The following is a 15,214-nucleotide window of genomic DNA, read 5'->3' on the forward strand; positions in this document are numbered from 1 at the left end:
GGGCCGGCCGGCCCCGCCCCGGCCGGGTGGGGCGGCCGAACGGTCTTGGTGCATCGTCGTCCCCTCCGGGTGTCCCGCCGGTGCGGGGCGCTCGCCCGCCCGGGGCGGGCCGGCTCAGTTCCGGTCCGCGTCCGGGGCGTCCACGAGGTCGTGTACGGCGGCGGCGAAGGCGTCGCCCCGCTCGTTGTAGTTGGTGAACATGTCCATGGAGGCGCAGGCGGGTGCCAGCAGGACGGTGTCACCGGGGCGGGCCAGCCGCGACGCCTCGCGGACGGCGGCCGCCATCGCTCCAGTGTCGGTCCGGTCGATGTCGGACACCGGCACATCCGGGGCGTGTCGCGCCAGTGCTTCCGCGATGAGGGCCCGGTCGGCGCCCAGCAGCACGACGCCGCGGAGCCGTTCGGCCGCACCGGCGGTCAGCTCGTCGAAGGTGGCGCCCTTGGCGAGGCCGCCGGCGATCCAGACGATCGACGGGTAGGCGGCCAGCGACGCCTGGGCGGCGTGGGTGTTGGTCGCCTTGGAGTCGTCGACCCAGGCCACGTCACCGATGTCGGCGACGTGGGCGATGCGGTGGGCGTCGGGCCGGAAGGCCCGCAGCCCGTCGCGGACGGCGACCGGTTCCACGCCCCAGGCGCGGGCCAGTGCCGCGGCGGCCAGGGCGTTGGCGATGTTGTGCGGGGCGGCGGGCCGGACGTCCGCGACGGCGGCCAGCTCGGCCGCTGCGCGCTGCCGGTCGGTGACGAACGCGCGGTCGACCAGCAGGTCCTCGACCACGCCGACCTGCGAGGGGCCGGGGGTGCCGAGGGTGAAGCCGATGGCACGGCAGCCCTCGACGACGTCGGCCTCGCGCACCAGCGCCTCGGTCGCCGGGTCGGCGGCGTTGTACACGCATGCGACGCGGTTGCCCTCGTAGGCCCGGCCCTTGTCCGCGGCGTAGGCCGCCATGGAGCCGTGCCAGTCGAGGTGGTCGGGGGCGAGGTTGAGGACGGCGGCGGAGTGTGCCCGCACGCTCGGCGCCCAGTGCAGCTGGTAGCTGGAGAGTTCGACGGCGAGGACGTCGTAGGGCTCGCCGGAGAGCACCACGTCGACGATGGGCGTCCCGATGTTGCCGACCGCCGCGGTGCGGGCACCGGAGGCGGCGAGGATCGAGGCGAGCATCTGAACGGTGGTGGTCTTGCCGTTGGTCCCGGTGACGACCAGCCAGTCGGCGGGCGGCGTGCCGTCCGCGGCCGGGCGGCGCAGCCGCCAGGCCAGCTCGACATCGCCGATCACCTCGACGCCCGCGGCCGCCGCGGCGGCGAAGAGCGGGCTGTCGGGCTTCCAGCCCGGCGAGGTCACGACCAGGTCGGTGCCCTCCGGCAGGGTGGCGCCGTCGCCGAGGCGGACCTCGACGGCGGGGCCGGCCCCGCCGTCGGAGACGGGGCCGGTGAGGCGGTCGGCGGCGGCGCGCGGGCGGGGCCCGTCGCCGCCGTCGACGACGGTGACGCGGGCGCCCGCGGCGGCCAGCGCGCGTGCCGCACTGGCCCCGCTGACACCGAGTCCGGCCACGGTGACGTGGCGGTCGGTGAACTCCGCGCCCGTCATCGGCTGGTCGCCCAGGTGCCGTAGAAGATGCCGAGTCCGACGATGACGCAGATCCCCTGAATGATCCAGAACCGGACCACCACCAGGACCTCGCTCCACCCCTTCAGCTCGAAGTGGTGCTGGAGCGGCGCCATCTTGAAGACGCGCTTGCCGGTGAGCCGGAACGAACCGACCTGGATGACCACCGACATGGTGATCAGGACGAACAGACCGCCCAGGACGGCGACGAGCAGCTCGGTGCGGGAGACGATCGCCAGGCCGGCGAGGGCACCGCCGAGGGCGAGCGACCCGGTGTCGCCCATGAAGATCTTCGCGGGCGAGGTGTTCCACCACAGGAAGCCGAAGAGCGCTCCCATCAGCGCGGCGGCGACCACGGCGAGGTCGAGCGGGTCGCGGACCTCGTAGCAACCGGGCCCGGCGGTCAGCTCGTTGGCGCAGGTCTGGCCGTACTGCCAGACGCCGATGAAGACGTAGGCGCCGAAGACCATCACCGAGGCGCCGGTGGCCAGGCCGTCCAGACCGTCCGTCAGGTTCACACCGTTGGACATGGCCAGGATCATGAACAGGGCCCAGACGACGAACAGCACCGGGCCGATGGACCAGCCGAAGTCCTGGACGAACGACAGGTGGGTCGAGGCCGGGGTCAGTCCGCGGGAGTCCGCGAAGTTCAGCGCCAGGACCGCGAAGGCCACACCGACGATGAGCTGGCCCAGCATCTTCGCCTTGGCCCGCAGGCCGAGGCTCCGCTGCTTGACGATCTTGATGTAGTCGTCGAGGAAGCCGACCAGGCCCATACCGGCGAAGAGGAACAGCACCAGCAGACCGGAGACGGTCGGCATGGCGCCGGTGACCGCCTTCGTCACGAAGTACGCGATCAGCGTGGCCAGGATGAACGCGATGCCACCCATGGTCGGGGTGCCGCGCTTGCTGTGGTGGTCCCGGGGGCCGTCGTCCCGGATGAACTGGCCGTAGCCCTTGCGGGCGAGCAGCTTGATCAGCAGCGGGGTGCCGATCAGGGTCAGGAAGAGCCCGATGACCCCGGAGAAGAGGATCTGCCTCATCGGGCGGCGACCCCGCCTTCGGTATCACCGAGCAGGTCGATGGCGACCCTCTCCAGACCCACGGCTCGCGATGCCTTCACCAGCACCACATCTCCCGACCGCAGCTCGTCCCGCAGCAGCTCCAGCGCTGCCTGAGCGTCGGACACGTGCACCGACTCCTCACCCCACGAACCCTCGTTCTTGGCACCCATGTCCAGCCACGCGGCCTCCAGGCCGCCGACCGACACGAGTTTGCTGACGTTGAGCCGGACGGCGAGCCGTCCGATGGCGTCGTGCTCGGCCTGCGAATCGTCCCCCAGCTCGGCCATCTGGCCGAGCACCGCCCAGGTGCGTCCTCCGTGCCCCATGGTGGCGAGCGTCTTGAGCGCCGCGCGCATGGAGTCCGGATTGGCGTTGTAGGCGTCGTTGACGATCGTCACACCGTCCGCGCGCTCGGTGACCTCCATCCGCCATCTGGAGAGCGGGCCCGCGGACGACAGCGCTTCGGCGATCTGCGTTGCGGGCATGCCCAGTTCATGGGCGACCGCGGCTGCCGCCAGCGCGTTCGACACGTGGTGCTCACCGTACAGGCGCATGGTCACACCGCTGCGCCCGGTGGGGGTGCACAGGGTGAACGAAGGCCGTCCGTCGGAGCCGAGACGCGCCTCTTCCGCCCGGATGTCGGCCTCGCCCGACTCGCCGAAGAACACCACCCGGGCGCGGGTCCGGGCGGCCATCGCGCGCACCAGCGGATCGTCGGCGTTGAGCACCGCGACACCGCCCTCATCTGCGGCGGGCAGCGCTTCGACCAGCTCGCCCTTGGCCTGCGCGATGCGGTCCTGACCGCCGAACTCGCCCACGTGCGCGGTCCCGACGTTCAGCACCACACCGATGCGCGGCGGGGTCAATTCGGCCAGGTACCGGATGTGTCCGACGCCACGTGCCCCCATCTCCAGGACCAGGTGCCGCGTCCCGGCGTCGGCGCGCAGCGCGGTCAGCGGCAGGCCGATCTCGTTGTTGAGCGAACCCGGCGTCCACACCGTGGGGCCCAGCTCGCGCAGCAGCTGCGCGATCAGGTCCTTGGTGGAGGTCTTGCCCGAGGAGCCGGTCAGCGCGACAAGGGTCGCGCCCAGCTCCCGCACGGTGTGCCGGGCGAGTGCGCCGAGCGCCGCCGTGACGTCGTCCACCAGCACGGCGGGGACACCGACCGGCCGGGTGGCCAGCACGGCGGCGGCGCCGGCCCCGACGGCCGCGGCGGCGTAGTCGTGCCCGTCGACCCGCTCGCCCTCGAAGGCGGCGAACAGCACCCCGGGAGCGGCCTCGCGGGAGTCGATGACGGCGGGGCCGGTGACCGTCGCGTTCAGCGGGTCGGCCCCGGGGTCCGTGTCCGGGGCGACGGGCAGCCCGTGCGGCTTCCCGTCGACGACGGCGGCGAGTTCGGCGATGGAGAGGGGGATCATGCGGTGTCCTGGTCCGTCCCTGGGCTGGGTGTGGCGGAGGCGTGGCCGGCGCGCTCGATGGCGGCACGCAGCTCGGTCCGGTCGTCGAAGTTGCGGATGACACCGGCGATGTCCTGGCCCTGCTCGTGGCCCTTGCCGGCGACCACCACGGTGTCGCCGGGCTCGGCGCGGGCGACGGCGGCGGCGATGGCCGCGGCGCGGTCCTCCTCCACCAGCACGGTGCCGCGGTCGTGGCTGGGCACCTGGGAGGCGCCGGTGAGCATGGCGGCGAGGATCGCCAGCGGGTCCTCCGAGCGGGGGTTGTCGGAGGTGAGGACGGCGGTGTCGGAGAGGCGGGCGAGGGCGGCGCCCATCGCGGTGCGCTTGTGCGGGTCGCGGTCGCCGCCGCAGCCGAGGACGGCGTGCACCCGGCCGTCGGTGATCTTCCGCACGGCGTGCAGCACCGACTCCACCGCGTCGGGTTTGTGGGCGTAGTCCACGACCGCGAGGTAGGGCTGGCCGGCGTCGACCCGCTCCAGCCGGCCGGGGACGCCCGGCACCCGGGCGATGCCGTCGGCGGCCTGCTGCGGGTCGGCGCCGGCGGTGGCGAGCGCGGCGATGGCGGCGAGCGTGTTGGCGACGTTGAACTCGCCGGGCAGCGGCGCCTGTGCGCGGACCACGACCCCGTCCGGGCCGTGCGCGGTGAAGGTCGACCCCATCGGGCCCGCCTCCACCCCGCTCGCCCGCCAGTCGGCGTCGGGGTGACCCTCCGCCGAGTAGGTGGTGAGCGGCACCTGCGCCTCGCGGACCAGCCGCTGCCCCCACTGGTCGTCGATGTTGACGACGCCGGTGCGGGAGCGCGCCGGGGTGAACAGCTGCGCCTTCGCCCGGAAGTAGTCCTCCATGTCCGGGTGGAAGTCCAGGTGCTCGGGGCTGAGGTTGGTGTACACGGCGATGTCGAAGACGCAGCCGTCCACCCGGCCCAGCACCAGCGCGTGGCTGGAGACCTCCATGGCCAGCGAGGTGACCTTGTGCTCCCGCATGACGGCGAACAGCGCCTGGAGGTCGGTGGCCTCCGGGGTGGTCCGCTCCGATTTGATCCGCTCGTCCCCGATGCGGGTCTCGACGGTGCCGATCAGCCCCGTCTGACCGCCGTCCGGGGCCGCGGCGCGCAGCGCGCCGTCCACCAGGTAGGCGGTGGTGGTCTTGCCGGAGGTGCCGGTGATGCCGATGCGCAGCATCGCGGCGCCCGGGTCGCCGTAGACGGTGACCGCGAGCTGTCCCATCACGGCCCGCGGGTCGGGCACGGTGAGGACGGGAAGACCGGTGGCGGCGGCGCGCTCGGTGCCGGCGGGGTCGGTCAGGACCGCCGCGGCGCCGAGGAACGCGGCCTGGGCGACGAAGTCGGCGCCGTGGAACCGGGCGCCCGGGAGCGCGGCGTAGATGTCGCCGGGGCGCACCGCGCGGGAGTCGTGGGTGATGCCGGTGGCCGCCGGGCCGCCCGCCTCGCCGCCCTCCTCGGACGGGCCCCCGGGCCCGTCGGTCGTCCGGGGGGAGGCTGCCGCTGTCAGGTCAGCGTCCGCGGCGCGGGCCAGCTCGGCCAGCGGAACCGGTCGGACGTGCTGTGGCCTGGGCAGCGCGGGCTGGGTCTTGTCACCGTGTCGCACGGCGGTGAGCGTACCGGGCTCGGCGGGGGTGTCGCGACGTGAGCCCTCCGGCCCGCCCGGGGTCGCTGCCCCGGAGGGGCCCTTCCGGTCCTCACCGGTGATGATCTTCACGTGGGCTCCGCTCGTTCTCGTCATTCGTCGGGGTCGAAGGTGGTCGGCAGGGTGACGGCGTCCTCCCCGCTGGGCGCGACATGGAGCGCCTTGAGGGAGAACTCCATGACCTGGCGGAAGACCGGGCCGCACACCTGGCTGCCGTAGTAGCCGCCCTCGGTGGGGTTCTGCACCGCGCAGTAGACGGTGACCTGCGGGTCGTCCGCCGGGGCGAAGCCGGCGAAGGAGGCGGTGTAGCCGTCGTAGCGTCCGGTCTCCGGGTCCACCCGGTTGGAGGTGCCGGTCTTGCCGGCGACGCGGTAGCCGGGGATGCGCGCGGCGCCGCCGGTCCCCCACTCCTCGTCGTGGACGACCGTCTCCAGCATCGCGGTGAGCTGCCGGGCGGTCTCCTCGCTGATGACGCGCTCCCGGTCGGGCTCGGCCGACTCCTGGTACTGGCCGTCCGGGCCGGTGGTGCCGCGGACGAGGCGGGGCGCGACGCGCTCCCCGCCGCCGGCGACGGTGGAGTAGACCGAGGCCGCCTGCACGGCGTTGACGGAGAGTCCCTGCCCGAAGGAGACGGTGTACTGCTGCGAGGCGTTCCAGTCCTGCGGCGGCGCGAGGATGCCCGCCGTCTCGCCGGGGAACGCCAGCCCGGTGGGCCGGCCGAACCCGAAGTCGGCCAGGTAGCGGTGGAGGATCTCGTTGGCCTCGGGCTGCTCGTCGGAGAGGGTCTCGGTGGCCAGGATGGTGCCGATGTTGCTGGACTTCGCCAGCACCCCGGCCAGCGTCAGGTAGTACGTGTCGTGGTCGTGGTCGTCGGCGAAGGCGCGGTCGGCGCGCGGCAGCCGGTTGGGCACGGTGACGTGGGTGTCGGGGGCGGCGCTGCCCTCCTCCAGGACGGCGGCCATGGAGATGAGCTTGCTGGTGGAGCCGGGTTCGAACGCGTCGGAGAGGGCGGGGTTGCCCAGCGTGCCCGGCTCGGCGCGGCCGTAGTTGTTCGGGTCGTAGCCGGGGGCGGAGGCCATCGCGAGGATCTCGCCGGAGGCGACGTCCTGGACGACGACGTACCCGCCGTCGGCGGCGGAGGCGTCGACCTGCGCGGCGATGGCGGACTGCGCCGCCCACTGGATGTCGCGGTCGATGGTGAGCTCTATGTCGGTGCCGGGGACGGCGGGCTGCTCGGTGGAGCCGGCCGTCGGGACGCGGCGGCCGCCGGACTGCGCGTAGCGCATGGTGCCGTCCTCGCCCGCCAGCTGCGGGTCGAGCTGGGCCTCGATGCCGCCGCCGCCGACGCCCTCGCTGTTGACGAAGCCCATGACGCCGGCGGCGAGTTCCCCCGCCGGGTAGACGCGCTTGGGGTTCTTCTCGCGGAAGATCCCCGTCAGCACCTGGTGCCCGGAACCCTCCCGCACCCGCTCGGCCAGGGTGCGGCGCAGGTCCTGGATCTGCGCCCAGGCCTGCGGGGTCTGCTGCCGGGCGAGGACGGCGTACTGGGACCCGGGGTTGTCCAGCAGCTGCGTGAGACGCTCCTCCTCCTGGTCGAGGATGGGGGCGAGCAGCGCCGCGGCCTGGGCGGGCCCGTCGTCGGTGTCGGTGTGCTCCTCGGTGAAGAGCGAGGGGTCGGCGATGATGTCGTAGGCGTCGACGGTGGTGGCCAGGGCGGTGCCGTGGCGGTCGGTGATGTCGCCGCGCTCCGCGGAGATCGGGACGGTCACGAACCGGTTGACCTGCGCCTTGTCGGCGTAGGCGGTGGCGTCCACCGCCTGGACCTGCACCAGCCGCACGGTGAAGACCAGCATCACCAGCGTGAGGCCGAGACCGATGAGCCGCAGCCGCGGCCGGGGGCTGCCCAGGCGCAGCGGTTCGTTCCGGGGGGCCGGGCGGGGCCGGGGCGGGCGTTCTGCGCTCACGGGGCGACCTCCAGGGGCTCGTTGGGGCGCGGCGGGCCCTGCGGTGCCGGGCCGGCGCCGGCGGGGGCGCCGGCGGCTCGGCCGCCGGGCTCCGCGTCGGCGGACGGGGCGGCGGTGTCCGTCACCGGGTCGGCGTCGGTGCCGGCCGCGTCGGCAGCGTCGTCCGGGGACTCGGCGTCGGGGCCGGCCGCGCCGTCCGCGTTGTCGGCGTCATCCGTGTTCTCCGGGTCCTCGGCGTCCGCGTCGGCCTCCGGGTCCTCGTCGTCCGGTGCCGCCGCGGAGTCGTCCGGGTCGTCGGTCTCTTCGGGCTCGTCCGGGTCGGCGGTCTGCTCGGGCCCCGGCTCCGCCTCGGGCGCCGGGTCCACCACCGGCTCCTCCTCCTGCTCCTCCGGCGGCGGCGCGGGCACCGGGTCGCCGAGGAAGGAACCGTCCGGGGCGAGGAAGACCGGCGGGCCGCCGGGGACCAGGCCGAGCTCCCGGGCCCGCTCGGCCAGGGCGTCCGGCGCGGAGAAGCCGTCGACCTCGGCCTGGAGCGACTGCTGCTCGTCCCGCGCGTCCTGCGCCTGGCGGCGCAGTTCGCTCAGCTCGAACGAGCCCTGGTTGAGCGCGGCGTTCAGCAGGAGCAGCGACAGCATGCCCGCGCCGAGCAGCACCACGATCAGCAGCACGAACGGCGTGCGTGCGGCGGCGTTGCCCGACGAGGAGCCGGGGCCGAGCCCCGTCAACCGGGCGAGCCGCGCCTGCGCCCCGGTGGCCGGCCCCTTGCCGGACGGGCTCACGCCCGTGCCTCGCGCACGCGTTCGGCGGCGCGCAGCCGGGCCGGCGCCGCGCGGCGGTTCTCCGCGACCTCCGCCTCGTCGGGCAGCTCGGCGCCGCGAGTCAGCAACCGCAGCCGGGGCTGGTACTCCTCGGGGACGACCGGCAGTCCGGGGGGCGCGGTGGAGGCCGCTCCGGCCGCCAGCACCTTCTTGACCAGGCGGTCCTCCAGCGAGTGGTAGGACAGCACGACCACGCGGCCGCCGACCGCCAGCGTGTCCACCGCCGCCGGCACCGCGCGTTCCAGCACCGACAGCTCGCCGTTGACCTCGATCCGCAGCGCCTGGAATGTGCGCTTCGCGGGGTTGCCCCCGGTGCGCATCGCCGCCTGCGGCAGCGCCTCCCGGATGAGCGCGACCAGTTCGGCGCTGCCGCGCAGGGGCGTGGTCTCCCGGCGGCGGACGACCGCTTCGACGATCTTCCGAGCGAACTTCTCCTCGCCGTAGGCGCGCAGGATGCGCACCAGGTCGCCCGGCGGGTAGGTGTTGAGCACCTCGGCCGCGCTGAGTCCGGTGGTCTGGTCCATGCGCATGTCCAGCGGGGCGTCCTGCGCGTAGGCGAACCCCCGCTCGGCCTCGTCGAGTTGCATGGAGGAGACGCCGAGGTCGAACAGCACGCCCCGCACCGGCCCGGTCCCCAGGCGTTCCAGGACGTCGGGGAGTTCGTCGTAGACGGCGTGGACCAGCGTGACGCGGTCCCCGAACCGTTCCAGCCGCTCGCCCGCGAGCCGGAGCGCCGAGGGGTCGCGGTCCAGACCGATCAGCCGGGCCTGGGGATGGGCTTCGAGCAGGGCCTCGCTGTGACCGCCGAGCCCCAGCGTGCAGTCCACCACGGTGGCGCCGGGCTCTTCCAGTGCGGGCCCCAGCAGCTCCAGGCAGCGCCGGAGGAAGACGGGGCGGTGCCGGTCTGCTGCCGGCCGGTCGTTGGTGGTGGACATGGGCCTTCCGAAAAGGTGACCGCCGGGGTCGGCGAAGGGGAGAAAAGCGACACGGACGACGGGTGTGCGCAACCCTAGTCCACCTGATTCCGGGGTCAATCACTGCGCCGGACCCGTGTGGCGGGCCCCGCGCGGGCTCCTCGGCAGCCCGCCGCCCAACGCCCGCGCGGGCCGCGCGCGGCGGGGTGATCCCGGTCACCCCGGCGCGCCGCGGGACCGGTCGTACCCGGACGCAGCAGACCGCCGTGGCGCCGCACGCACGGGCGGCGGGTGACGAGGGGGCGTGAAACCGGTGTTCCGTACTAACGTCTGCGGCATGTCTTCATCGGTCACCGATCAGCTGGTAGATGCCAACAGGCAGTACGCCTCGGGGTTCACGGACCCGGGCATGGACGCCCGTCCGACCCGCAAGGTGGCGATCGTCGCCTGCATGGACGCCCGCCTCGACCTGCACTCCGCCCTCGGCCTGGACCTGGGCGACTGCCACACCATCCGCAACGCGGGCGGGGTCGTCACCGACGACATCATCCGTTCGCTCACCATCAGCCAGCGGGCGCTGGGCACCACCTCGGTCGTGCTGATACACCACACCGGCTGCGGCCTGGAGAAGCTGACGGAGGACTTCCGCACCGAACTTGAGCTGGAGGTCGGCCAGAAGCCCAGCTGGGCGGTGGAGTCCTTCACCGACCTCGACCAGGACGTGCGGCAGTCCATGAACCGGGTGCGGCGCTCGCCGTTCCTCCTGCACACTGATGACGTCCGCGGGTTCGTGTTCGACGTGACGACCGGCCTGCTCCGGGAGGTCCCCGCGGTCAGCCCGTCGCCCTGCCGGTGACGCCGGACGCGATTGTGTGAAGAATGCTCTCGCGCGGTGTGCGCCCCCGGCAGGGTGGCGCACACCGACCAACGACGGCCCACCCCCGGGGTGCGGCGGAGCGGCGAGAGGGGCCGAGGAGAACCGGTGACGACCTACGAGGGCCAGAGCACACTCGGTGAGCTGGGCGCGACCGCGGACGCGGTGCGGCGCGCCATGGAGAGCGTCATCGAGGGCAAACCGGAAGTCGTGCGCGTCTCCCTGACCGTGCTGCTCGCCGGCGGGCACCTGCTGCTGGAGGACGTACCGGGCGTCGGCAAGACGATGCTCGCCAAGGCGCTGGCCCGCTCGGTCGACTGCTCGGTGCGCCGCATCCAGTTCACGCCCGACCTGCTCCCCTCGGACATCACCGGCGTCAGCATCTACGACCAGGAGCGCCGGGAGTTCGAGTTCAAGCCGGGGGCGGTCTTCTCGCAGATCGTCATCGGCGACGAGATCAACCGCGCCTCCCCCAAGACGCAGTCGGCGCTGCTGGAGGCGATGGAGGAGCGGCAGGTCACCGCCGACGGCGAGACCTACCGGCTGCCGGAGCCGTTCATGGTGGTCGCGACGCAGAACCCGGTCGAGATGGAGGGCACCTACCCGCTGCCGGAGGCGCAGCGGGACCGCTTCATGGCCCGGGTCTCGATGGGCTACCCCTCCTTCGACGCCGAGCTGCGGATGATGGAGAGCCACGGCGAGGCCTCGCCGTTGGACGGGCTGCGGCCCGTCGTCCAGGCGCACCAGCTGGTCAAGCTGATGGAGGCGGTGCGCGGCGTCCACGTCTCGGCCCCGGTCCGCCACTACGCTCTCGGACTGCTGGACGCCACCCGCAGCCACCCCGAGATCCGTCTCGGCGCCTCGCCGCGCGCCGGTCTGCAGCTGCTGCGCGCCGCCAAGGCCGCGGCGGCGCTCGGCGGCCGCGAGTACGTGCTGCCGGACGACGTGCAGTCGCTCGCGGTGCCGGTGCTGGCGCACCGCCTGCTGCCCACGGCGCAGGCGCAACTCAACCGCCACACCACGGAGGACTTCGTCCAGGAGATCCTGGCGCACACCCCGATGCCCGACGCGTACGCGCAGCGCCGGGGATTCTGATGCCGGAGGCCGGCGACCCGGACCGGGGACCGCTGCGCGCCGCGTTCAGTGGACTGACCACCCGCGGCCGCTCCTTCCTGGCGGCGGGTGCCGCCGCCGCCGTCTGCGCCTACCTGCTGGGTCAGGAGGACCTGCTGCGCATCGGGGCGCTGCTCGCGCTCCTGCCGCTGCTGTGCGTCGTGGTGCTGCACCGCACCCGCAGCCGGGTGACCGCGGCCCGGCAGCTGGCCCCCGCCCGTGTCGCGGCGGGATCGGAGTCCCGGGTGCGGCTGCGGCTGGAGAACACCGCCCGCGGCGTGCCGACGGGGCTGCTGATGCTGCAGGACCGGGTGCCGTACGTGCTGGGGCCACGCCCGCGGTTCGTCGTGGACCGCATCGAGTCCGGCGGCCGGCGCGAGGTCACCTACCGGGTCCGCTCCGACCTGCGGGGGCGCTACCCGCTGGGGCCTCTCCAGCTCCGGCTGACGGACCCGTTCGGCCTCGTCGAACTGAACCGTTCGTTCACCGCGTTCGACGTGATGACGGTGCTGCCGAAGATCGAGCCGCTGCCGGCCACCGCGCTCGGCGGGGACGCCGCCGGCTTCGGTGAGGGCGGGCGCCGGTCGCCGGCGATCACCGGTGAGGACGACGTCATCCCGCGCGACTACCGGCACGGCGACGACGTGCGGCGGGTCCACTGGCGGTCCACGGCCCGCCGCGGCTCGCTGATGGTGCGGCGCGAGGAGCAGCCCCGCCAGGACCGCTGCACGGTGCTGCTGGACACGCGGCGGCGCGGCTACGAGCAGGACGGCGCGGACCCGGCCTTCGAACGGGCCGTCTCGGGTGCCGCCTCGGCCGTCGCGCACCTCGTGGAGCGCGGCTACGCGGTGCGGCTGGTGACCGACACCGGCGCGGTGCTGCCCGGGGAGGACGGCGAGCAGCCGGACCCGGCCGAGATCGGCGCGCTCGTCATGGACGGGCTGGCCTCGGTGGAGCACTCCGACGGCATGGGGTTCGAGGGCGCCCGGGAGGCGCTGCTGCGGCGCGACCCCGGTCTGCTGCTGGCCTTCGTGGGAACGGTGGCGAAGGAACCTGCGGCCGAACTGGCCGCGCTCCGGCGCGGCGGGGCGCCGGCGGTCGCGTTCGTCGCGGCGGGCCAGCTGGACGCCCGCCTGGAGCAGCGGCGTATGGAGCGGCTGGAGGAGGGCGGGTGGACGGTGCTGGCGCACCATCGCGACTCCTCCCTGGCAGAGTTGTGGCGGACGGCGTCGCGCGCGACGCTCGGGCGCTGACCGTCGACGGGGTGGACCGCCGCGGTCCGTGAGGCTCGGCGGCGCGACCGACAGTGGGTCGAGGAGAGGGATCATGGGCGGACGAGGCCGGATCACGGCGGTGGCCTGGGCTGCGACGATGGCCACCGCGTTCGCGCTGCTGCCGCTGGTCGAGGACCGGGGGTGGTTCCTCCAGGCGGGGCTGCTGCTGGCGCTGGTCAGCGGGGTCGGCGCGCTCGCCCGCTGGGGCGAGGTCAACGCCGCGCTGACCACCGCAGCGCAACTGCTCACCGCGGTCCTGCTCCTGACGCTCACCACCGTCCCCGAGTACGCGCTGCTGGGGCTGGTACCGGGGCCGGAGGCCATCGGTGAGCTGGGCGTGCTGTACTCGCTCGGCGCGCAGGACGTGGGGAGCTACGCCTCCCCCGCGCCGGTGACCGAGGGCATACGCCTGATGCTGCTGACCGGTGTGCTGGCCGTCGGCGTGATCGTCGACCTGTTGGCGGTGACGCTGCGCAGCGCGGCGGCGGCCGGGCTGCCGCTGCTCGCGATGTACTCGGCGGCGACCGGCATCGCCCAGGAGGGCACCGCCTGGATCTACTTCGTGGTCGCGGCCGGCGGCTTCCTGGTGCTGCTGCTCACCGAGAGCGCCACCCGGGTGTCGGCCTGGGGCCGGTTCTTCCCCGGCCCGCTGGGGCAGGGCGGCGGCGAGCCGGGGGCCGCGCGGCAGCGCGTGCCGAGGCTGCGGACCGGGCACCGCATCGGCGCCGCCGCGCTGGGTGTCGCGGTGGCGGCACCGCTGATGCTGCCCGCGCTGGGAGAGGGCCTGGTCTCGCCCCCGACGCGCGGTGGCAGCGGGTCGGGCGACTCCGACATCGGCACCATCGCCGTCAACCCCGTGGTGGCGCTGCAGGACCAGCTGAACCAGCCGTCCGACCGGACCGTCCTCACCTACGAGACGGACAGCGACCGCCCCGGCGACCTCTACCTGCGGCTGGTGTCGCTGGACCGGTTCGACGGCCGCCGCTGGTTCTCCAGCGAGAACATTCTCGACCCGATCCCGGACACCCCGTGGCCGGTCGCCGGGCTGGGCGACGAGGTGGAGCAGGCCGAGGCGGTCACCACGATCACCGCGGAACCCGAGTACGCGCAGCGCTCACTGCCGGTGCCGGTCCCCGCCCAGGAGATCACCGCCGACGGCAGCTGGGCCTACGACGCGTACTCGCGCACGCTGGTGGCCGGGCGGGGCGAAAGCTCCGCCGGGCTGGAGTACGAGGTGCGCCACCTGCTGATCGAGCCCACCGCCGCCCAGCTGGCCCAGGCTCCGGAACCTGTCAGCACCGTGATCACCGACGATTTCACCCGGGTGCCGGCCGACCTCCCGCCGCTGGTCGCACAGACGGCGGCCGAGGTCACCGCCGAGGCGACCAGCAACTACGAGCGGGCGGTCGCCCTGCAGCGGTGGTTCACCTCCGAGGGCGACTTCACCTACAACACCGACGTGGCCTCCGGCACCGGGACGGAGGCGGTGGCCAACTTCCTCCAGGCCCGCGAGGGGTTCTGCATCCACTTCGCCTTCGCGATGGCGGCGATGGCCCGCACCCTCGACATCCCCGCCCAGGTCTCCGTCGGGTTCACCCCCGGCGCCCGCCAGGCGGACGGCAGCTACGCGGTCGGGCTGCACAACGCCCACGCCTGGCCCGAGCTGTACTTCGAGGGCGTCGGGTGGACGAGGTTCGAGCCGACGCCGGGCCAGGGCAGCGCGCCGGCGTGGACGCGGCCGGAGGCGGAGAGCGCCGACCGCCCGGAGAGCGAGACCGAGGAGCCGGAGACCGGGACCACCACGCCGGAGACCGAGGAGGAGGAGCCCGCGCCCGCGCCGGAGGAGCCGCAGCGCTGCGACCCGATGCTGGAGCCGGAGGCGTGCGAGGTGCCGGTGACGGCCGAGGCCTCCGGTTCGGACACGGCGTTCGCCGTGTGGCCGTGGATCTGGGGCGCGCTGGGCGCAGCGGTGCCGGCGGCGTTGGCGCTGACCCCGTGGTTCTGGCGCCGCCGGGAGCGCGGCCGCCGGCTGGCGCCGGGGGCCGGCGTGATGGCCGCCTGGGAGGAACTGCTGGACAGCGCCTGGGACATCGGGTCTCCGCCGGTGCCGGCGGAGACGCCCCGACAGGGTGCGCAACGCGTGGTCCGCGCCGGACAGCTGGCGGAGGCCCCCTCCGCCGCCGTCCACCGGGTCGCCGACGCGGTGGAGCGGGAGCTGTACGCGCCCCGGCCCGCCGCGGCGGGGTCGGCAGGGGGCGCGGCGGTCGCCGAGGATGTGCGGACCGCTGTCGCAGCGATGCGCACCGTGCCCGAATCCCCGGCGGCCCGGACGCGCGTGGCGCTCTTCCCCGCTTCCGCCGTTCGAGTGACGCGGGCCGCCTCGCAGCGCGCGCGGGCCGTGCGGGCGGAGGCCGCCGGACGGGCGCGGCGGATCGCGCCGCGGCTCTCCCGGACCCGGGGCTGACACCCCGCGGCCGCCGGCGGGCGG

The 15,214-nt window shown here is 74.3% G+C and carries 11 protein-coding genes; 4 read left to right on the top strand and 7 right to left on the bottom strand.

The genetic code is table 11. The annotated features are described in order from the left end of the window. Positions 1 to 114 precede the first annotated feature (114 nt). The 7 genes from murD to rsmH are packed head-to-tail and all read right to left on the bottom strand — an operon-like array spanning position 115 to position 9,486. Positions 115 to 1,584: a UDP-N-acetylmuramoyl-L-alanine--D-glutamate ligase gene (murD, locus tag HCN56_RS16665; RefSeq protein WP_167971946.1), complete on the bottom strand. Its 1,470-nt coding sequence runs from the start codon at positions 1,582 to 1,584 to the stop codon at positions 115 to 117. Continuing rightward, positions 1,581 to 2,645, bottom strand: a complete 1,065-nt coding sequence (mraY, locus tag HCN56_RS16670) for a phospho-N-acetylmuramoyl-pentapeptide-transferase (RefSeq protein ID WP_167971948.1) — start codon at positions 2,643 to 2,645, stop codon at positions 1,581 to 1,583. The genes murD and mraY overlap by 4 nt, the downstream gene beginning before the upstream one ends. Beyond that, positions 2,642 to 4,084 carry a UDP-N-acetylmuramoyl-tripeptide--D-alanyl-D-alanine ligase gene (locus HCN56_RS16675; protein ID WP_167971950.1) on the bottom strand — a complete coding sequence of 481 codons (1,443 nt, stop codon included), beginning with the start codon at positions 4,082 to 4,084 and terminating at the stop codon, positions 2,642 to 2,644. Before HCN56_RS16675 ends, mraY begins: the two co-directional genes overlap by 4 nt. Next, positions 4,081 to 5,841, bottom strand: a complete 1,761-nt coding sequence (locus tag HCN56_RS16680) for a UDP-N-acetylmuramoyl-L-alanyl-D-glutamate--2,6-diaminopimelate ligase (RefSeq protein WP_376770885.1) — start codon at positions 5,839 to 5,841, stop codon at positions 4,081 to 4,083. The genes HCN56_RS16675 and HCN56_RS16680 overlap by 4 nt, the downstream gene beginning before the upstream one ends. Positions 5,842 to 5,861: 20 nt before the next feature. After that, complete coding sequence (locus tag HCN56_RS16685; RefSeq protein WP_167971954.1) at positions 5,862 to 7,733, bottom strand: peptidoglycan D,D-transpeptidase FtsI family protein; 1,872 nt, start codon at positions 7,731 to 7,733, stop codon at positions 5,862 to 5,864. Continuing rightward, entirely contained in the window at positions 7,730 to 8,512 is a 783-nt protein-coding gene (gene ftsL, locus HCN56_RS16690) for a cell division protein FtsL (RefSeq protein ID WP_167971956.1), read from the bottom strand. Before ftsL ends, HCN56_RS16685 begins: the two co-directional genes overlap by 4 nt. Further along, positions 8,509 to 9,486: a 16S rRNA (cytosine(1402)-N(4))-methyltransferase RsmH gene (gene rsmH / locus HCN56_RS16695; RefSeq protein ID WP_167971958.1), complete on the bottom strand. Its 978-nt coding sequence runs from the start codon at positions 9,484 to 9,486 to the stop codon at positions 8,509 to 8,511. The genes ftsL and rsmH overlap by 4 nt, the downstream gene beginning before the upstream one ends. A gap of 316 nt (positions 9,487 to 9,802) precedes the next feature. Between rsmH and HCN56_RS16700 the strand changes: the two genes are divergently transcribed. From HCN56_RS16700 to HCN56_RS16715, 4 genes are all read left to right on the top strand, one after another. Further along, positions 9,803 to 10,321: a beta-class carbonic anhydrase gene (locus tag HCN56_RS16700; protein WP_167971960.1), complete on the top strand. Its 519-nt coding sequence runs from the start codon at positions 9,803 to 9,805 to the stop codon at positions 10,319 to 10,321. A gap of 126 nt (positions 10,322 to 10,447) precedes the next feature. After that, positions 10,448 to 11,434: an AAA family ATPase gene (locus tag HCN56_RS16705; RefSeq protein WP_167971962.1), complete on the top strand. Its 987-nt coding sequence runs from the start codon at positions 10,448 to 10,450 to the stop codon at positions 11,432 to 11,434. Beyond that, complete coding sequence (locus HCN56_RS16710) at positions 11,434 to 12,705, top strand: DUF58 domain-containing protein (RefSeq protein WP_167971964.1); 1,272 nt, start codon at positions 11,434 to 11,436, stop codon at positions 12,703 to 12,705. Before HCN56_RS16705 ends, HCN56_RS16710 begins: the two co-directional genes overlap by 1 nt. A 73-nt stretch (positions 12,706 to 12,778) precedes the next feature. Beyond that, the gene (locus tag HCN56_RS16715; protein ID WP_167971966.1) at positions 12,779 to 15,190 is read left to right on the top strand and encodes a transglutaminase TgpA family protein; all 2,412 of its coding nucleotides are present in this window, start codon (positions 12,779 to 12,781) and stop codon (positions 15,188 to 15,190) included. Positions 15,191 to 15,214 lie beyond the last annotated feature (24 nt).

It is taken from the genome of Streptomyces lonarensis (genome assembly GCF_012033735.1).
GTDB classification, from domain to species: Bacteria; Actinomycetota; Actinomycetes; order Streptomycetales; family Streptomycetaceae; genus Streptomyces; species Streptomyces lonarensis.